18 protein-coding genes and 4 tRNA genes are annotated in these 17,914 nt (G+C 42.2%); 13 read left to right on the forward strand and 9 right to left on the reverse strand.

Translation table 11 applies throughout. The features are described 5' to 3' along the window. Position 1 precedes the first annotated feature (1 nt). The 3 genes from AC4CVD_RS14650 to AC4CVD_RS14660 all read left to right on the forward strand — a co-directional run bounded on the left by AC4CVD_RS14650 (position 2) and on the right by AC4CVD_RS14660 (position 2,127). Positions 2 to 1,078 (forward strand): PhoH family protein, encoded by a 1,077-nt coding sequence (locus tag AC4CVD_RS14650; protein WP_490753368.1) that lies wholly within the window; start codon positions 2 to 4, stop codon positions 1,076 to 1,078. A 57-nt stretch (positions 1,079 to 1,135) separates the two neighbouring features. Continuing rightward, positions 1,136 to 1,615: an rRNA maturation RNase YbeY gene (ybeY, locus tag AC4CVD_RS14655; RefSeq protein ID WP_490753369.1), complete on the forward strand. Its 480-nt coding sequence runs from the start codon at positions 1,136 to 1,138 to the stop codon at positions 1,613 to 1,615. Between the two features lie 101 nt (positions 1,616 to 1,716). Further along, entirely contained in the window at positions 1,717 to 2,127 is a 411-nt protein-coding gene (locus AC4CVD_RS14660) for a hypothetical protein (RefSeq protein WP_178904411.1), read from the forward strand. Between the two features lie 45 nt (positions 2,128 to 2,172). Here the strand turns inward: AC4CVD_RS14660 and AC4CVD_RS14665 are convergent, their stop codons facing one another. Beyond that, complete coding sequence (locus AC4CVD_RS14665) at positions 2,173 to 3,030, reverse strand: energy transducer TonB (RefSeq protein ID WP_490753370.1); 858 nt, start codon at positions 3,028 to 3,030, stop codon at positions 2,173 to 2,175. Between the two features lie 260 nt (positions 3,031 to 3,290). Here AC4CVD_RS14665 and AC4CVD_RS14670 point away from each other — a divergent pair, with 260 nt between their 5' ends. The 5 genes from AC4CVD_RS14670 (at position 3,291) to AC4CVD_RS14690 (ending at position 7,395) form a co-directional block, all read left to right on the forward strand. Next, positions 3,291 to 3,968, forward strand: coding sequence for a hypothetical protein (locus AC4CVD_RS14670; protein WP_004691240.1), 678 nt, complete (start codon positions 3,291 to 3,293; stop codon positions 3,966 to 3,968). Between the two features lie 155 nt (positions 3,969 to 4,123). Beyond that, positions 4,124 to 4,834, forward strand: a complete 711-nt coding sequence (locus AC4CVD_RS14675) for a DUF3108 domain-containing protein (RefSeq protein ID WP_490753371.1) — start codon at positions 4,124 to 4,126, stop codon at positions 4,832 to 4,834. Positions 4,835 to 4,924: 90 nt separating this feature from the next. Further along, on the forward strand, positions 4,925 to 5,500 hold the full coding sequence (locus tag AC4CVD_RS14680; protein ID WP_004691243.1) for a xanthine phosphoribosyltransferase: 576 nt from the start codon (positions 4,925 to 4,927) through the stop codon (positions 5,498 to 5,500). Between the two features lie 276 nt (positions 5,501 to 5,776). Then, positions 5,777 to 6,829 (forward strand): sensor domain-containing diguanylate cyclase, encoded by a 1,053-nt coding sequence (locus AC4CVD_RS14685; protein WP_228254607.1) that lies wholly within the window; start codon positions 5,777 to 5,779, stop codon positions 6,827 to 6,829. Between the two features lie 212 nt (positions 6,830 to 7,041). Further along, positions 7,042 to 7,395, forward strand: a complete 354-nt coding sequence (locus tag AC4CVD_RS14690) for a hypothetical protein (RefSeq protein WP_062032472.1) — start codon at positions 7,042 to 7,044, stop codon at positions 7,393 to 7,395. A gap of 64 nt (positions 7,396 to 7,459) precedes the next feature. Here the strand turns inward: AC4CVD_RS14690 and wrbA are convergent, their stop codons facing one another. Then, positions 7,460 to 8,053, reverse strand: a complete 594-nt coding sequence (gene wrbA / locus AC4CVD_RS14695; protein WP_114837370.1) for an NAD(P)H:quinone oxidoreductase — start codon at positions 8,051 to 8,053, stop codon at positions 7,460 to 7,462. A 115-nt stretch (positions 8,054 to 8,168) separates the two neighbouring features. Between wrbA and AC4CVD_RS14700 the strand changes: the two genes are divergently transcribed. Beyond that, the gene (locus tag AC4CVD_RS14700) at positions 8,169 to 9,419 is read left to right on the forward strand and encodes a YihY family inner membrane protein (RefSeq protein ID WP_490753372.1); all 1,251 of its coding nucleotides are present in this window, start codon (positions 8,169 to 8,171) and stop codon (positions 9,417 to 9,419) included. Between the two features lie 134 nt (positions 9,420 to 9,553). Here AC4CVD_RS14700 and AC4CVD_RS14705 read toward each other — a convergent pair whose 3' ends face one another. Beyond that, complete coding sequence (locus tag AC4CVD_RS14705; RefSeq protein ID WP_114837379.1) at positions 9,554 to 10,465, reverse strand: DMT family transporter; 912 nt, start codon at positions 10,463 to 10,465, stop codon at positions 9,554 to 9,556. A gap of 104 nt (positions 10,466 to 10,569) precedes the next feature. Here AC4CVD_RS14705 and AC4CVD_RS14710 point away from each other — a divergent pair, with 104 nt between their 5' ends. Continuing rightward, on the forward strand, positions 10,570 to 11,376 hold the full coding sequence (locus tag AC4CVD_RS14710) for an AraC family transcriptional regulator (RefSeq protein ID WP_419284096.1): 807 nt from the start codon (positions 10,570 to 10,572) through the stop codon (positions 11,374 to 11,376). 60 nt (positions 11,377 to 11,436) lie between these two features. Here AC4CVD_RS14710 and AC4CVD_RS14715 read toward each other — a convergent pair whose 3' ends face one another. From AC4CVD_RS14715 to AC4CVD_RS14725, 3 genes are all read right to left on the reverse strand, one after another. Continuing rightward, entirely contained in the window at positions 11,437 to 12,081 is a 645-nt protein-coding gene (locus tag AC4CVD_RS14715; protein ID WP_242759675.1) for a fumarylacetoacetate hydrolase family protein, read from the reverse strand. 42 nt (positions 12,082 to 12,123) lie between these two features. Beyond that, positions 12,124 to 12,621, reverse strand: a complete 498-nt coding sequence (locus AC4CVD_RS14720) for a YcxB family protein (protein ID WP_004691260.1) — start codon at positions 12,619 to 12,621, stop codon at positions 12,124 to 12,126. A gap of 270 nt (positions 12,622 to 12,891) precedes the next feature. Further along, a tRNA-Arg gene (locus AC4CVD_RS14725) sits at positions 12,892 to 12,968 on the reverse strand. A gap of 245 nt (positions 12,969 to 13,213) precedes the next feature. Here AC4CVD_RS14725 and AC4CVD_RS14730 point away from each other — a divergent pair. Then, positions 13,214 to 13,894: a hypothetical protein gene (locus tag AC4CVD_RS14730; RefSeq protein ID WP_490753373.1), complete on the forward strand. Its 681-nt coding sequence runs from the start codon at positions 13,214 to 13,216 to the stop codon at positions 13,892 to 13,894. A 65-nt stretch (positions 13,895 to 13,959) separates the two neighbouring features. Here AC4CVD_RS14730 and AC4CVD_RS14735 read toward each other — a convergent pair. From AC4CVD_RS14735 to AC4CVD_RS14745, 3 genes are all read right to left on the reverse strand, one after another. Further along, a tRNA-Arg gene (locus AC4CVD_RS14735) sits at positions 13,960 to 14,036 on the reverse strand. Between the two features lie 48 nt (positions 14,037 to 14,084). Further along, positions 14,085 to 14,161: transfer RNA gene (locus AC4CVD_RS14740), tRNA-Arg, on the reverse strand. Positions 14,162 to 14,175: 14 nt separating this feature from the next. Further along, positions 14,176 to 14,265: transfer RNA gene (locus tag AC4CVD_RS14745), tRNA-Ser, on the reverse strand. Positions 14,266 to 14,529: 264 nt separating this feature from the next. On the opposite strand from AC4CVD_RS14745, the gene rnr reads away from it, so the two are divergent. Continuing rightward, on the forward strand, positions 14,530 to 16,968 hold the full coding sequence (gene rnr / locus AC4CVD_RS14750) for a ribonuclease R (protein WP_193791714.1): 2,439 nt from the start codon (positions 14,530 to 14,532) through the stop codon (positions 16,966 to 16,968). A gap of 56 nt (positions 16,969 to 17,024) precedes the next feature. Then, complete coding sequence (locus AC4CVD_RS14755; RefSeq protein WP_490753374.1) at positions 17,025 to 17,906, forward strand: VanW family protein; 882 nt, start codon at positions 17,025 to 17,027, stop codon at positions 17,904 to 17,906. Positions 17,907 to 17,914 lie beyond the last annotated feature (8 nt).

The raw sequence follows: 17,914 nt of genomic DNA on the forward strand, positions 1-17,914 counted from the left end.
CTTGACTGCAGCGATTCGACGTACAGTAACTTTTCCTGGGGTTTCAATAGAACGTTTAAAGAGCATGCTCGGTGCTTATAACGGTCATTTGAAACAAATCGAACAGCGTTTAGATGTCACTATTTCCCATCGAGGTGATGCATTTTATGTCGATGGTGAAATGGATGCAGTTGAGAGAGCCGAAGGTCTGCTCCATCGCCTGCATGAAGAAGCAGAAAATACGGCACAAATCAGTGCCGATACCTTACACCTCATGATTCAAGGCAGTCAGACTGACCGTGAATTGCAAGAAGACCTCGACGGACAAGAGCACACTGGTTTAGATGAAGTATGGCTCCAAACCCGTAAAGGTCGTATCAATCCACGCGGTGCCAACCAAAAGCGTTATGTGCAGCGTATTCTCCAAAGTGATATTTCTTTTGGTATTGGACCTGCGGGTACAGGTAAAACCTATCTCGCCGTTGCAGCCGCAGTTGACATGCTAGAACGCAATGAAATTCAACGGATTCTATTGGTTCGCCCTGCCGTTGAAGCAGGTGAAAAACTTGGTTTCCTCCCGGGTGATTTAAGCCAGAAAATTGATCCATATTTACGTCCGCTCTACGATGCCTTGTATGAAATGCTTAGCTTTGAGAAAGTGGCCAAACTGATTGAACGTCAAGTGATTGAAGTGGCACCACTGGCTTATATGCGTGGTCGAACTTTAAACCACTCTTTCGTGATTTTAGACGAAGCGCAAAACACCACGCCTGAACAAATGAAAATGTTCCTCACACGCTTAGGCTTTGGTTCGCGCGCAGTGATTACAGGCGATATCACACAGGTCGACTTACCACGTGGTCAGCAATCTGGTCTGGCGCATGCTTTACGCATCATCGACAAGATCAAAGAAATTCATATTACTCGTTTCCACTCTCGTGATGTGGTACGTCACCAATTAGTACAAAAAATTGTTGAAGCTTATGAGGGATGGGATGCAGAACAACATCGCTTAACGGCTGAAGCGCGTGCTGAACGCAAAGCGCGTCAAGAGGCCTTAGTGGCTGAAAATGATGCCGCTGCCGATGCTCAGCATTAAGTTAAAGTCTGCGGGCATTTTAAAATGCCCGCAGATGTCATTATTTAAGGATCTATTTTGAAACTGAGTCTTTCTCTACAACAGGACTTTCAAGCCCCTGAATTGGTCTTGAAACGTGGCTATCTCAAAAAAGTTGTAGAAACTGTTTTACGTCATATTGGCACACAGAGTAACTGTGAAATTGGCATTGCTTGTGTCGACCATGACGAAAGTCATAAATTGAATTTGGAATATCGCGGCAAAGATAAATCAACCAATGTATTGTCTTTCCCGAGCGACTTACCCGATGAAATGGCGCAAATCCTTGACTCATTTCCCATTGGCGATTTGGTCATTTGCATTCCTGTGGTGCTCTTGGAAGCGAAAGAACAAAACAAAGCGCCACTGACGCATTTCACTCATATGTTGGTACATGGCACTTTGCACCTCATGGGCTATGACCATGAAACGTCAGAAGCAGATGCTGAAGAAATGGAAGGCATCGAAATTGAAATTTTGGATAAACTCGGTTTTGAAAACCCTTATTTAGAACAATAATTACTAGATCTGAAACAACTCACCCGATTCATCTCGATGTGTCGGGTTTATTTATGCTAAAAATAATACAAGATGAAAAAATAGATGAAGAGATTATAAAAATGCATACACCAATTTCAAAACTACTCTGCATTATCGCCCTATCTTGCACTACACCACTTTATGCCAAGAGCAATGATCAAAATCAAACATCTTGTCAGGAAGTGAAATTTCAAGACGTAGCTCAGGTGTGGGCTGGACATTATTATTTAAACGGCGTTATGGAGGTCGGTTCCGAGCTTTTACTAGAACCCAACGGTAAATTTAAATGGTACTTAGCTGTCGGCTCTTTAGACCAATATGCTGAGGGGACATGGTGGAAAAATGGCAACTGCATTGGTTTAAAGGCACTGCCAAAATATAGCAAGCATTTAGAAATCTTTCCTAGCCGCCTAGATGTGGAAGAGTCTCATTTAACTGTGACTTGGATCGGTGGACGTCAAGACGGAGCCTATGTCCGCGCAACCCAATAATCCGAAGTAAGCAAAATCATCAAAGTACACTTAAAAGTGAACAGCTCAGTGCACTTCAAACTCTGCCTCTGCTGGGTCAAAACGCCATGTACGCACAATGCGTAACTCAGAAATATCCTTCATTTTGGCATCAAATCCACCAAATGGTGCAGCCTTACGTACCGATGCTTTTGCCGCCTCATCGAGCATCTCATGACCTGAACTATCAATCAGGCGAATAGCACGGATGCCTCCTGATGCATTTAGAATCACCATTAAACGCACTTCACCCGCCAGCCGCTGCTGTTTAGCTGCTTCTGGATAGTAACGGTTGCCATAAAACTCCACTTTCTGACGGAACTTTTCAAGATAGGCGGCCGAAATATCTTGCTTGGCTTGAATACCATCGACTGTTTTAATTTTTTGCTGACGACTAAAGTTTTGTTGGCGTTGTAAATATTGCGCTTCAAGGCTGGCCACCATTGCTGCTTTGGTTTGAAACTGACTGTTCATTTCTTCCATGGCTTTTTTGCGCTGATTATCCTCAGCTTGTTTTTGCCAACTTAAAGTCGTCATCAACAGTTTTTCTTCAAAATTCAGTTCACGTTTTTGTTGGATCTGCTCTAAAGTTTCACGCTGCTGTTCGCCTGTACTTTGCTCAAGCATCGGTGCGGGCATGTCACTCGACATACGATGTGATTCACGAAAGGTCCCTGAACCTTGTTGATCGGCTTGCGCTAAAAAATCTGCATTTTCAATTTTTTTATCAGAAGGGCGTAAAGTGACAGCAATTTCTTTCACTGCCGCATCATTTTCTTGAGGCATAGCAAATTGCAAAGTCAAAATCACGAGATGCAAAAATACCGCCAGTACGACGGTCGCTGTAAAAATTGGGTCTTTCCACCAATCATGAGCCAAAGGCATTACATTTATTTTTCTAAGCATCACACCAAACCGACAATTTGTCTTGTTCCCCAAAGCGCATGCGCGCAGTATAAAATAGACACAGTCTTCATTTTATTGCGTAGAATGAGACCTTGTGCCCTTTAGATTCACTGTTTCGTAAAATCATGAAAATGGTGCAATTAATTTTGCTAAACTGCAAGGTTCATGAGCAGTATTTTTCAAACATTTCGACCAGAGATCTGATCGCTCAAACACGTTGATTAGCTAGGACACCTCTTATGCAAACGCTTATTTCCAACATTTCAAATCGTTTACGCCAAGTTTATCAAAAGGCGGAAGGATTTATTGAGGATGAGCGCGAGTTTCCAATGTCTCAAGTCTTTTTAAATGCCACTTTTCAACGTTTTGTGACCGACAACGTGAGAATGTTGAAAGACCTGCATGCCGACTTACATGATGACTGGTTACGTTTATATGCCACGCTCGACTATAACGGGCTCAAACTCACGCTTTCGGTAGATTTGAAACTGGCACAAATGGAGTTAAATAAAAAAACGCAGTTGATCGTATTTGAGCAAATCAGTGACACCAGTGTGCTAGATGCTGAATACCCGACAGTTTTTCATAAAATTGGCGTGCGCTGTGCCCTATTCTTTTATCAAAAAGTCCTGAACCAAGACCCCTTAGGCATGATTTTAGAAAAACTGAATGTGATTAAAGTCAAAGATGATCTGTTGCATTTGGATCTGAATCGCTGGTTAGGAAAAAATCGTTCTATTATCGATACCTTAGGTAAAGTCCATGTCAATCATGCCGTATTGCGTGAAGCAGAATTGGTGGTGATCGGTAATGTCAACTTAACAGCGTTATTTAATAAGTTTTCGCAAACCTCTATCGATGACTTGATTGAACCCAATCTAGATGAAAGCACGGTCTCACCAATTCGACAAAAATAACTCGATATTCCGCGACTAAAATGTGACTTAAGATGTGTAAAAGAAACATAAAACTACAGTTTGCTCTATGTTTCGAATTTTTTCTTCATAATCAACGTGCATAATATTTCTATGCAAAAAATTTGTGCCTACAACTGAATAGGAAACTTTTTCTTATGGCTAAATCAATGTTGAAAACAGTCGCAATGGCAACAGGGGTCAGCACCTTGCTGTTTGTCGGTTTTTCAAACCAAACCTTTGCCATGAGTCCATTCCAAGCCAGTTATCAATTTAATTATAATGGCAAAAACATGGGCTCAGCGACACGTACGTTATCGAAATCGGGCAACAACTGGAACTATGTCTTTGCAGCCAAAGCTGGTGGTATCGCCTCTGCGACCGAAAGCAGTCGCTTTAGTTTCAATGGTAAGCAAATTCAGTCCAGCAGTTTTAGCCGTAGTAGTAAAATTTTGGTGCATAACAACACCATGAGTATTAACTTCAATCCAGCGGCAAAAACCATCAATACCAAGAAAGACAAAGAAGCGCGTTCTTTCGCTTGGAAAGCCGGCGTACTGGATGAACTGAATGCTGAATTACAACTTCGTGAAGACATCAAAAATGGCGGTTTAAAATCGACTTATTATTTGGCCGATGCCAAAGAAGTGGAAGCACGTAAATTTGTAAGGCAAGGTTCTGAGTCAATCAAAACCGATTATGGCACCTTTGACACCATTAAAGTGGTCATGAAACATGACAAACCTGGCCGCGAAACCATTTTTTGGTTAGCACCTAAATTGGACTACCTTCCTGTCAAAGTCAGCCATGTGGATAAGAAAACATCCTATGGATTGCTATTAACGGGTTATAAAGGTGCAAGCAATTAGTCATTTTGACGAATTTTACTTGCATTTTTTCAGGTGCTTCCTAAAATACGCTTTTGCTTGAAAAAGCACCTGCCCCTAGAGGATTCTCCCGTGTACGCACTAGAACAGAAAATCTTAAGCGAAGGTATCGTTCTATCTGATGAAGTTCTGAAAGTTGATGCTTTCTTAAACCACCAAATTGATCCGGTTATGATGCAATTAATCGGTAAAGAATTTGCTGCTCGTTTTAAAGATGCAGGCATCACTAAAATCATCACGATTGAAGCATCAGGTATCGCACCTGCAATCATGGCAGGTTTAGAACTGGGCGTGCCCGTTATTTTTGCGCGTAAATACCAATCTTTAACCTTAAAAGATGACCTTTACCGCTCAAAAGTCTTTTCGTTTACCAAACAAACCGAAAGCACGATTGCAATTTCAAATAAGCACATCAGCTCAGCAGACAAAGCCCTCGTGATTGATGACTTCTTGGCCAATGGTCAAGCGGCATTGGGTCTGATTGACTTAATTCACCAAGCGAAAGCAGAAGTTGTTGGTGTGGGTATTGTGATTGAAAAATCATTCCAACCTGGTCGTGACATTTTGCTTGAAAAAGGCTACCGCGTTGAATCTTTGGCACGCGTAAAGTCATTGGCAAATGGCACTGTTGAATTTGTTCGTGACTAATCACGGTGTTTAACTTCAAAAAAGAGCACTTCAGGTGCTCTTTTTTTGTCACTCAGATGACCCACGGGTCATCCACATGTAAATGCCACATTTGCGCTGTAGGTTATTTTTAATTTAAAGTAAAAATATATCGTTTTTTTTCAATTTAATTACACATTGACGTTGGAGAAATGCGATTTATATAGCATGATCAAATCTAAAAGGTAATGTCCACTTTCTAAGAGCAAAACAAACAAAGACTAAATTGGATACTATTTTATAGAGATACCGAATTGAATGATAAACAAGAACCAATTAACTGAACGATCATTTACCCCAAGCCAATTATCTGGCTTTGATGGCGCGCACTCCATCCAACTCCCTGTAGACTTCATTCACGACTTGAGTAAAGCAGACTCCTTGCAAGCTGTTCTAGATACGATTGCTTACTGGATTTCTCACGTGTTTGATGCGGATCGGGCCAGCATTACCCTGCAAGATACTGAAGAATATCTCAAGCTGTATTCGATCTCAGGCAATCATGCGATTCCCATGGATTTTAAAATTCCGATTGGGCAGACTTTTGTCGGACGAGTCTTTGCCCAATCACAACTGATCATTTGCGATGACCTCGCTCAGTCGGATGAGCTGGATTGTAAAATGCTTTCCGAGCATGGCATGGGCACCTGTATGGATGCGTCCATGATTCATAATGGCGTGTGTATTGGCACCTTAAATGTGGCAGATCAACGTAAACATCACTACACCCTACAACAAGCGATTCTTTTACAGAGCCTCGCCACATGGTTAGCTTTAAACATTAAACTGCATTTACAAGTGCAAGAAATGGCTGTCTTAGCGTCTACTGACGAACTCACAGGAACCTTTAATCGCCGGGTATTTGTGCAAGAAAGTAATCAAACCATGCAGCACTTCAGCCATACTCGCGTGCCCTTTACGATAGGCATCTTAGATATTGATCACTTTAAACAGCTGAATGACTGTTATGGGCATACCGCAGGTGACCATGTGCTGAAAAAGATGACCAAAAAAATCCGCAGTGTACTGCGTGACGAAGACTTTTTAGCCCGTATCGGTGGTGAGGAGTTTGCGATTATTTTACCCGCCTGCTTGGGTGATGAAGCCATGCGGGTCTTTAAACGCATTTGTTCAACGATTGAAGCCATGGAAGTGCATTATGAGCAAGAAGTGCTGTGTTTCACAGTCAGTATAGGGGTTGCTGAAGTCGGCAAACATGACGCAGATGCAGAGGATGTCTTTAAACGTGCAGATAAAGCCTTGTACTGTGCCAAGCAAGCAGGAAGAAACCGAATTCACTTTGCCAACTAAACCATATTTAAAAACACAGCATAAACTACTCAAGAAAATTACAAGTTTAATAAATATTATTGCTGCAAGTTCAACTAAGATTTACTCTAGATTCAGTTGTTTAGATCTTTCAAATTAAAGCGCAAAACACGGTTGTTCTGCGCAACGTGTCATCCACACCGTAAAACGGCTGCCAGCTTCAATCACTGGTCACCCGAATAGGCCAATAGACTATGGAAAATACAATTCTCTGCCCAAAATGTGGCTCTAGTGAGGTTGAAAAACGCAATCACGAGCAACAACTGACTAAAATTGGGGGCGTATTGCTCAGTTCGGCAGGTGCAACCGCTGGTACCGTCGGTGGTGCAGCATCTGGGGCCTCTATTGGTGCAGCGATCGGTGCAGCGGCTGGACCTCTGGGGGTGATTATGGGTGGTACCATTGGCACTTTTGTCGGTGCGGTCAGTATTGGCGTAACAGGCGGGTTTTTAGGACATCGTTTTGGTAAAAAAGCGGGGGTGATTGTCGATAAAAATGTATTTCTTGACTATAAATGTCTCAAGTGCGGTACAAAGTTCAAAGAGTAGCATCTGACGCCAGCCCAATAATAAAAAGCCCATCATGGATAGGCTTTTTTCATGTCTCAGTGTTCTAGGCTTGTAGTTTCTTCACAACTTCCCCAAGACGCTTACCTTGAGCTTCGCACAGCACTTTTTCATCTTGGCTTAAGCGCTGATCATGTCGAGGCCCGCTGACATGGCTCGCACCATACGGTGTTCCACCTGTTTTCGTATGTGACAATGCGGGAATGGCATTGTTCAACCCTAAAATCATCATGCCATGATGAAACAACGGTGGCAGCATGGTCAATAAAGTACTTTCTTGGCCACCATGCATCGAACCTGATGAGGTAAACACACAAGCCGGCTTGCCATGCAGTGCTCCATTGAGCCAAAGACTGGTGGTCTGATCGAGGAAATATTTCATTTCAGAAGCCATGTTACCAAAACGGGTTGGTGAACCTAGCGCTAAACCAGCACAGTTTGCCAAGTCCTCTAAACTACAATAAATATCGCCTTCTGCAGGAATACTCGGCTCTGCTTCCTTCACCACAGCCGCAATATTTGGCACCGTTCGAATTTTAACTGCAACACCACTGACTTCAATTCCATTTGCAATCAGATGCGCCATTTCACGGGTACTGCCGTATTTGCTGTAATATAAAACTAAAACATAGGTTTGCATGAATAGAGTTCGGCGACAGAAAAAATAAAACTATACGGTATTTTTCCTATTTTTTGGTTAAGCTTAGGGTGAAAAATGTAGAAAAGATGAAGAAAACAAAAGAGATACTTTGCCTATGTTAAAACAGTACTTAAGAAAACTTCCTTTCTATGAGAAAACTTGGTTTCAGTTCGTTTTATTTGTACTGCGACGCTTTGAGGCCGATCGATGTCGTGAACAAGCGGGTTCACTGACCTACACCACCCTGTTTGCCGTCGTTCCGATGCTAACCGTTTTTTTGGTGATCATTTCCTCAATCAAAGCGCTTGAACCTGCACGGCAGCAATTACAACAACTGATCTATAGTAATTTTTTACCGAAAACCACGATTGCTTTTGATAAGGCCTTAAATGCGTTTACCGATAAATCCAGTAATTTAACCATTATCGGGATCTTATTTTTATTCGTTACTACCGTCATGATGCTAACCAGTATTGAAACGGTCTTTAACCGAATTTGGCGCGTTCGTGAAACCCGCGGCGGCATTATTGGCTTTATGCGCTATTGGACCATTATTTCTTTAGGCCCCATTCTACTTGGTAGTGCCTTTGTTATTTCGTCGACAATGGCTTCCCTCAATGTTTTGAGCAATAATTTTGCAGGCTATGAGCTTAATGGCGCATTTGTCCTGTGGCTAATTTCATTCTGCTTAACCGTCGTCGGCTTTTTTATTCTGAATTGGACCATTCCAAACCGAAGTGTCCCGATTAAATCCGCTTTGATTGCAGGCTTATTTAGTGCCGTCGTGTTTGAACTCCTGAAAAACTTGTTCGGCTTTATCATGTCGAACTTCACCAGCTATGAAGTCGTTTATGGTGCCTTTGCTGCGATTCCTATTTTCTTATTATGGATTTTTTTGTCGTGGAATATTGTCCTGATTGGGGTTGAAATCAGCTACGCGCTCACCGCATTTACCTCCCATAAAGAGCAAAAACGACACCCTGTCATTATGCTGTTGGATTTGCTGGAGCTGTTTTATAAAAAGCAACAGCAAGGACTCAGTGTCTCTGATGATGAAGCTTTAGATGTATTAGGGCGGGATGAGTTGGGACGTTGGCCGAGTTACGTGTTTATGCTTGAACAGCAAAACTTAGTCAAACGTACCGATGACAACCAATATGTGCTGGTACGTAATTTATCTCAAGTCGATTTTTGGAGTTTTTACAGCAAACTTCCTTACCCTTTACCAAAGCGTAAAGATTTGGGTAATGTCCATCCTGATGATGTCTGGATGCAAAAAATTGGCCCAGCGTTAGTAGAATCGGATGATTACTTGGCGGCTAAACTCGCTATTCCGCTGTCTACAATTTTTGATGATAAATCTTAAGCCTTCATATAACAAACGTGTCTAAGACACGTTTTTTTATCAGCTCACTCAAATCCGTCTGAGTTCAAGCTTCATCCTGAATTTAAGGCAGATTCAAGCCAACTCAGTATTTACTGCAAAGCCATTTTAAAGGCCTATACATACTGCTTAATTTTATGATGCAAACTCACCACCATCACCCCCATCAACACAAAGCATGTTCCCACCAAAAAGTTGAGTTCCAGATGCTCATTGAGTAACACCACACCAAAACACATCCCAAAGATTGGGGTCAAAAAAGAAAAGACTCCCAACTGCGATGCCAAGTATTTTTTCAACAGCCAAAACCAAATCAAATAACTGGCAAATGACACGACAACGGTATGGAAAAGCAAACTTGTAACGGATAATACAGACCAGTGAATCGTCGCTTGTCCCATGAAAAAAGCCACAGGCAATAACACTAAAAAGGCGATAAAGAGCTGATAAAACAAAGTTTGGGTCGCAGGTGCTTCTGCTAGTTTAGTCAGCCGCACTGCAATGGTCGTGGCTGCCCACAATACCCCTGCCAAAAGTGCTAAAGCATCACCCCAAAGTGCCGAACTCGCAGCCGATTGTGAAGCTGCAGGACGAAATAAAAATGCAATCACGATCCCGAAAAATGCACATGCAATGCCCAACCACTGAATGAGCGATAAACGTTCAGAGGGTAATTTCCAGTGCAAACCCAATGCTACAAAAATAGGCGCGGTATACAGCAAAACCACGGTATGCGCCGCGGAGGTAAAACGTAAAGCTTGAGCGACCAGAAAAAATTCTGCTGCAAATAAAAGCCCAACTAAAATTCCTGCGGCTAAGTAGTCTCGCCCCCATAAAGATGTGCCCTTTGCCAGCTTGATCATGGGGTAAACCATCAACGCAGAGAGACCTGAGCGAAGTGCAATTTGCATCACTGCAGAAATATCGGGGGCAGCAAGCTTTAACACCACTTGTTGCAATCCCCACAAAATACACAGCCCAAACATAATCCCTGAAGCTTTACTGTCCAGCGCTTGACGACTACTCACGACCTGCTCCACTGAAAAAGATCAAAGCTCACTATAGATTTGTCTGAAATAAAACATATAATTTAAAACAGACAAGAGATCTTCTTATTCAGGCAATTTCAGCCATGCCCCAACGACAACAAAAAAAGAGCGTGCCACTCAAACAATTACCGACCAATGATCATATTGATAAATTATTGTGGATCAGCTTTCGCGAAGACCCCGCGCAGTCGGTTTATCCTGTGCATGGACATGCATGGGGCGAATTTGTATACGCCTTTAATGGTGTGATGGAAGTGAATATCAACCAGATTGACTACCTTACCCCGCCACCTTATGGTATTTGGCTTCCACCCAATGTAGCCCATAGCAGCTTAAATCGTACCGATGTTTCGCATGGCACCTTGTATATCCATGAAAGCTTATGCACTCATCTGCCTCAACAAGCGGGTATTATGCTCAGCTCACCTTTGGTCTCGGCACTATTCAAACATTTGAGACAACATAGTCTGCCAGATGATTCACCTGAGCACATGCGCTTACTCTATGTCTTGCTTGACCAATTACATCATGCAGAATTGGTCAGCAGCTATTTACCGCACTCTGAACACCCTACCCTGAAAAGCATTTTAGATTTTTTACATCTGCACCCTGCGGACAACAGTTCTTTGCAACAACTGGCAGTACAGCACAATATGACTGAACGCACACTGGCACGTTATAGTCAAAAAGAACTTGGCATGTCCTTGAATGAATGGCGACAGCGTTTAAAAGTCATGAAAGCCATGAGCATGCTGACAGAAGGAAAAAAAGTCGAAAGTATCGCGCTGGATTTGGGCTATGCCAATGCATCGGCCTTTATTAATATGTTTAAACGCTGGATGGTGTATACCCCCGATCAGTTCCGCAAACTGTACCATAGCCACCAATAACGCTAAAAAAAAGATCACCGAAGTGATCTTTTTGAATGATGGGGTTTGAAAGCCTGTAAATTAAGCTTTAACAAAGGTATTCCAAGAATAGTCTTGGTTTTTGCCTTTTAGAGTCATTTTCAACTGCTCACCCGCCTGTAGTGCAGCAACCCCAGCAGGTGTACCTGTCATGACTACATCGCCCGCTTCCAAAGTGAAGACTTGGCTAATGTCGGCCAACAAGGTGCCAATGTCAAAAATTAAGTGTGCAGTGTTGCCCGCTTGGCGCAGCTCATCATTGACATGAAAACTGTAGTGCACATCATCCCAGTCCTGTACCACATCGGAAACAGCAACCCAGTCTGCCAACACACACGAACCATCAAAGGCTTTGGCACGCTCCCAAGGCTGACCTTTGATTTTCAGATCATCTTGTAAGTCACGCAAGGTTAAGTCCAAACCTAAAGTCACAGCTCCCACTGCTTGCAGGGCTTGAGCTGGATCGACTGCTTTACTTAGGCGATGGTCAATGCGTAAAACCAGTTCACACTCATAATGGCAGCTGCCCCATGCAGGATTCCAAGAGATGCCCTCATCTAAACTGAGCAAACTGCTCGGTGGCTTGATAAATAAAACCGGACGATCAGGAATCGCATTGCCTAATTCTTTGGCATGGTCTGCATAACTACGACCGACACAGACAATTTTAGATGGACGTGTACTCATGATCTTCCTCTGATTTTTTGATGGTGTTATGGAACAAAATGCTTATTTTTTGAAAGTGTTTTCAAATTTTGCTTGATCCGCACTATCGGCCAACGCACGCTTAGGTACAATCACCACAGTACGGTTTTTCAGCTCAAGCATATAGGTCAACTTGCCACTGGCAAACTTTTGCACTTCATTATAATGGACCACTTGCTTGCGGCCATTGGCATAAATTTCCGCATAATCTTGGTATAAATCGATGCCTTGCTCACTTTTACCAAATTGATATTTCACAAATTGGCGCTTAAACATCATCGGCAGAAACCAATAGCGCATGAGAATTTGTAAAACTAAGAAAAATATACCCAACGCCACATAGTAGCGACCAACACCTGAAAAGCCGAGCATAAAGCCCCACACAATAATCCCGACACTAATCAACGGCGTGATAAAACGCGTCATTTGCTTTTTACCAAAGGTTGCCAAGGCAAAACCATCTTGGGATTCTTCTAAAGTGAGGAAATAACGTGTCGATAATGCAGGCTTGTTCTCTGACATAAGGTCATATCAAATATGCTAAAAATATTGTGCTCAATACTACAACACAATCAGTCATTTTTTTAGGACTTTAGCAGATCGATGTTGATTAGCGGCGATTTACTCAAGCCGAGGCCATACCGATATCACAGCCACATCTTAAAACTAAGATGTAAGAAACAACTGAATAACTACGGCAAAAAATCCATCCCTGCTATGGATTTCTACTGAACAGAAAGTGCAGGCACAAAAAAACCGCAACATGTGCGGTTTTTTCAATATTGATCAAGTTGGTGCGCTCAGAGAGATTCGAACTCCCGACCCCTTAGTTCGTAGCCAAGTGCTCTATCCAGCTGAGCTATGAGCGCGACGTCTTGATGGGGTGCATTGTATATGGTTTATTTCATTTTGATAAGTCATTTTGTAGTAACAAACTATCAAATGTTTATTAATCGTACATAAATCAGATTAAGTCGCTAAAAAATATATAAATAATTACAACATTCACTCAATACATTAAAAATTAGTGCCAATTCACAAACAGCAACCACAACTAGTATGAGATTCTTTATAATCAAATAGAAGAATGACATAAAATTAATTTAAGATACAAATGCCAAATCAAGCAGATCAATCAACTTTAAACATGAGTAAAATTGGACCAGCAATAGCATCTATACTTATCCTGCTCATCGTCATTGGCTATTCTATTAAAACAATAAAAAATCAAGTTCGATATATTGAAAGCTTACACTCAAGCGAATGGCACGTATTTGAAAGGCATATGACGTCAAACTATTTTTTTACCGTGTCAAAATTTCGAGATAATAGTCAAAGCCTATATATAAGCCAAAATGGTGACGTATTTTATTCTCAACTTTGCACTAACAAACTAAAAAATATCTGTAAATTAGTTTATTCATCTGAAATAAAAGTTGAAAGTGTACTTTTTTATGCTCAAATACATAAACGGACAGGGCGATATACTTCACTACATTTAAAAGACATCGTTTTCATAGATCAAAATAATCGCCAACAAACATTTAATTATTTAACTACTTCTCCAGATGATCAAAACTCTATTTCTAATAAAAAAAATAGTTTATGGATTTCACTCATACTCATATTTATAAGTTATTTATTCTTCGGATCCCTGGCATCTTTTCAGATTTCCGATAGCATTCCTCAAAATATTAAAATGCAAAAAAAGATCAATAAAACTATTATTCTCGCAATCTGTATGTGTTACTGCTATTTAATTGCAATCACATTAATTACATTCTTGAGAAATTAATATTTTTCAAATATAAAATGATCAGACACAAAAAAACCGCAACATGTGCGGTTGATTGTTCAAGTTGGTGCGCTCAGAGAGATTCGAACTCCCGACCCCTTAGTTCGTAGCCAAGTGCTCTATCCAGCTGAGCTATGAGCGCATTACTTGTGTGCCAATTCAGGCGATACGTTACATACAGTTTACTTATTGGTGCGCTCAGAGAGATTCGAACTCCCGACCCCTTAGTTCGTAGCCAAGTGCTCTATCCAGCTGAGCTATGAGCGCGACATAAGTAAAGTTGGCGGTGAGAGAGGGATTCGAACCCTCGGTACAGTTACCCGTACGCATCCTTAGCAGGGATGTGGTTTCAGCCACTCACCCATCTCACCGTAACGTGCGGCCATAATACAAACTTCATGCTAGCACTGCAAGCACAGACACTCAATTTTTTGCATATTTTCGTTCAATTAAATACTTTTTAAACAATTTAGAGCGGATTCAGCCGAATTTATTCTTTTCCCTACATCTGCATGTTGAATAAAACAGCAGATATTCTAAATTGCCGACATAAAACACAATATTGCAATCATTTGCGTGCAGTCTGTCTTCGCATGACTTATGCTAATCCTATCTACTGACATACAGCCAAAGACATTATGAAAAATTGGGTCGATCCTGAAGCAAAAGCTGAAGCTGAACGTTATGACAACCCTATTCCGAGCCGCACGCTCATTTTAGAAACCATCGAAGAAAAAAAGACGGCTTTATCGCATGCGGACTTGGTCGAAATTTTTGAAATTGCAGATCAAAAAAGCATTGAAGCACTCAGCCATCGCTTAATTGCGATGGTTCGTGATGGTCAACTGATGAAAGATGGCTTCAAGTTTCAAATTGCCGAAGAGCAACCTGAACATGAAGCAACGGTTTACATCAACAGTAAAGGCTTTGGCACGGCGAATATTGCAGGGCATGAAGACTTACTTCTACCTGAACGCGAACTGCGCCAAGTGTTTAATGGTGACCGTGTTAAAGTGCGTCAAACCTCAGTAGACCGCAAAGGTAAAGCTTGGGGCTTTATTACTGAGGTAGTGCAACACCGTGTGAAGCAAATTATTGGTAAAGTATCAATACATGATGGTGAATACTTTATTCAGCCAGCAAATCCGAATGCGCACCAACCGATTACTTTAGAAAAAGAATTAATCGAACACGCACAAGTCAAAGTGGGCGATTCGGTTCGTGTCGCAATTGATGACTACCCAACCAAAGATGAGTTGGCGACAGGTCATATTGTGCAATCGATGGCAGACAAGGCCGACACTGAAATTATTATTCCGCAAACCATTTTAGAGTTTGGTTTGCCATATGAGTTCCCAGAAGAAGTTATTAAAGAAGCAGAAAGCTTTAAAGAGCCTTCAGCGCAAGACCGTGAAGGTCGTATTGACCTACGCGATTTAGCCTTAGTCACTATTGATGGTGAAGATGCACGCGACTTCGATGATGCGGTCTATGCAGAAAAACGTCCAGGTGGTGGTTACCGTGTGGTGGTGGCGATTGCGGATGTCAGTCACTATGTCCGTTCTGGCAAACCACTGGATGATGAAGCTCAAGAACGGGGTACATCGGTGTATTTCCCGCACTTTGTTTTACCGATGTTGCCTGAAGCTCTTTCGAATGGCTTATGTTCACTCAATCCGCATGTGGACCGTCTGTGTATGGTCTGTGATTTAAACCTGTCACGTGCTGGTCGGGTCACCAAGTTTGAGTTCTATCCATCAGTCATGCATTCAAAGGCACGTTTAACCTATACCAACGTTGCTCAATACTTTGAAGGTGACAGCAGTGCCATCCCAGAAGACCGTGATGTTCGCAAATCCTTGAACACCCTGTTCCAACTCTATCAAGTCCTCAAAGGTTTACGTGCTGAACGTCATGCCATGGAATTTGAAACCGTTGAAACTTACATGACATTTGATGAGCTGGGCGGCATTAAGGAAATTTTACCGCGTACGCGTAATGATGCGCATAAACTGATTGAAGAATGTATGTTGTTGGCAAACGTGGCAGCGGCTGAATATGCGCTACAACATGATGTGCCAATGTTATACCGTATTCATGAACCACCTGAGTTTTCACGTATTCAAAAAGTACGCGACTTTGTCAAACTGCTCGGTCTACCGTTCCCAGAACAGCCGACTCAGAAAGACTACCAAGCCGTGATTGATGCAACCAAAGACCGTATTGATGCCCCAAGTATCCATGCCGTGCTGTTACGTTCGATGATGCAAGCCTACTACGGCGCGAATAACGCAGGTCACTTTGGTTTGGCATATGAAGCCTATACGCACTTCACTTCTCCAATTCGTCGTTACCCAGACTTGTTATTACACCGTGCGATTAAAGCCAAGTTAAAACATAAACCGGCACCTCTTTCAGGGGCTGCGCTAGATGATGCTGGTCAACATTTCTCAGCGACTGAACGTCGTGCAGATGAAGCATCTCGCTCTGTCACCACATGGTTGAAATGTCATTATATGCAGCAGCATTTGGGTGAAGAGTTTGTCGGCACCATTTCTGCAGTAGCAGAATTTGGTCTGTTTGTGACACTCAAAGACTTATATGTTGACGGCATGATCCATGTCAGCCAACTGGGCGATGATTACTTTGTCTATGACCAACCAAGTCAGAGCTTGATTGGGCAAGCACGTGGTCAAAGCTTTAGCTTGGGCGATGAAGTGAAAATCAAAGTTGCAGCAGTGAATTTAGAAGACCGCAAAATTGATTTTGAATTATTGCAGCAACTCTCACATGGTGGTCGGCCCATACGTAGTCGAGCACCCCGTGTTGGTAAAGCCAAAACAGCACGAAGCGAAAGTAAAGAAGAAGTCTTCAGCGAGTCGACAAACGCCTCTCCCAGTAACAGCGGAGACCAGCCCATACGACGCAAAAAAGATAAATCCCAACCTAGCTCCTACAGCAAAAAGCCTAGTAAAAAATCTTCATCAAAGTCTGAAACAAAGGTTAAAGATAAAGTGAAGAAAAAGTCGAAACCTAAAAAGAAAAAATCCAACGCAAAAACGAAAACTGAGTAAATGATGTAAAAGGTGCTAGGGCTTCATGCCCTAGCACCTTTTTTCATAGGGCCAATATGAATTTTTTGCGTTTATTTTTAAGCAAACCCATCAGCCAATATCATCCCCTGCTTTACTTCATGGCCACGCGTAGTCGACGTATGATGCGCTATTGGCAGTGGAAAACAGATGGGAAAGACTATGCCCATTCATTTTCTGACGTCCCTTTGGCTTTCCGCGTCAAAAAGCATCAGTCCGTTATGATTCGTAAATTAGGCGACAGCAATCAGCACTGGCAACACAATAAAGTCATCAATCTTAAAATTGCCAGTCCGTGTATTTCCGGGATTTTAATCCATCCACAACAAACTTTTTCTTTTTGTCAGTTGGTGGGACAACCAACAACTCAAAAAGGCTATGTCGAGGGAATGGAACTCAGCTTTGGTCAAGCACGCGGTGGTATTGGTGGCGGGATTTGCCAAATTGCCAATCTCATTCACTGGCTTGTCTTACATAGCCCGCTACAAGTGGTACAACGTTCACAGCATTCCTTTGACCCGTTCCCAGATCATGGCCGTGTACTTCCATTTGGGAGTGGCGCTGCAATTTTTTATAACTATATCGATTATCAATTTTACAACCCCACCCCACATAGTTTTCAAATTCGGCTGTGGTTTAGTGAGAAATGTTTAGAAGGTGAACTGCGTTGCTCTGCCGATTTAGGCTATGTCTATCATGTATTTGAACAACAGCATGCCTTCCTTAAAATCGGGACGGATTACTACCGACAAAACGAAATTTGGCGACACCGTAAAGAAAAATATAAAAGCGGTGAAATCTTAGCAACTGAATGCATGACCCGTAACTTTGCCAAAGTGCTTTATCAGCCCTCACGCATTGATCAGCACTACCTTTCATGGGCTGAATTTCAAGCGGTGCAAAACATCAAAACCAATTAAAACTTGAT

This window comes from Acinetobacter sp. LipI_23 (assembly GCF_058243045.1).

Excerpts from the sequence above, each read along its gene's own strand:
- AC4CVD_RS14730 (WP_490753373.1), top strand. The coding sequence starts at position 13,214 with ATGCCAAATCAAGCAGATCAATCAACTTTAAACATGAGTAAAATTGGA.
- AC4CVD_RS14700 (WP_490753372.1), top strand. The coding sequence starts at position 8,169 with ATGTTAAAACAGTACTTAAGAAAACTTCCTTTCTATGAGAAAACTTGG.
- wrbA (WP_114837370.1), bottom strand. The coding sequence starts at position 8,053 with ATGCAAACCTATGTTTTAGTTTTATATTACAGCAAATACGGCAGTACC.
- AC4CVD_RS14670 (WP_004691240.1), top strand. The coding sequence starts at position 3,291 with ATGCAAACGCTTATTTCCAACATTTCAAATCGTTTACGCCAAGTTTAT.
- AC4CVD_RS14690 (WP_062032472.1), top strand. The coding sequence starts at position 7,042 with ATGGAAAATACAATTCTCTGCCCAAAATGTGGCTCTAGTGAGGTTGAA.
- AC4CVD_RS14660 (WP_178904411.1), top strand. The coding sequence starts at position 1,717 with ATGCATACACCAATTTCAAAACTACTCTGCATTATCGCCCTATCTTGC.
- AC4CVD_RS14715 (WP_242759675.1), bottom strand. The coding sequence starts at position 12,081 with ATGAGTACACGTCCATCTAAAATTGTCTGTGTCGGTCGTAGTTATGCA.
- AC4CVD_RS14665 (WP_490753370.1), bottom strand. The coding sequence starts at position 3,030 with ATGCCTTTGGCTCATGATTGGTGGAAAGACCCAATTTTTACAGCGACC.
- AC4CVD_RS14675 (WP_490753371.1), top strand. The coding sequence starts at position 4,124 with ATGGCTAAATCAATGTTGAAAACAGTCGCAATGGCAACAGGGGTCAGC.
- AC4CVD_RS14720 (WP_004691260.1), bottom strand. The coding sequence starts at position 12,621 with ATGTCAGAGAACAAGCCTGCATTATCGACACGTTATTTCCTCACTTTA.
- AC4CVD_RS14710 (WP_419284096.1), top strand. The coding sequence starts at position 10,570 with ATGCCCCAACGACAACAAAAAAAGAGCGTGCCACTCAAACAATTACCG.
- AC4CVD_RS14755 (WP_490753374.1), top strand. The coding sequence starts at position 17,025 with ATGAATTTTTTGCGTTTATTTTTAAGCAAACCCATCAGCCAATATCAT.
- AC4CVD_RS14685 (WP_228254607.1), top strand. The coding sequence starts at position 5,777 with ATGATAAACAAGAACCAATTAACTGAACGATCATTTACCCCAAGCCAA.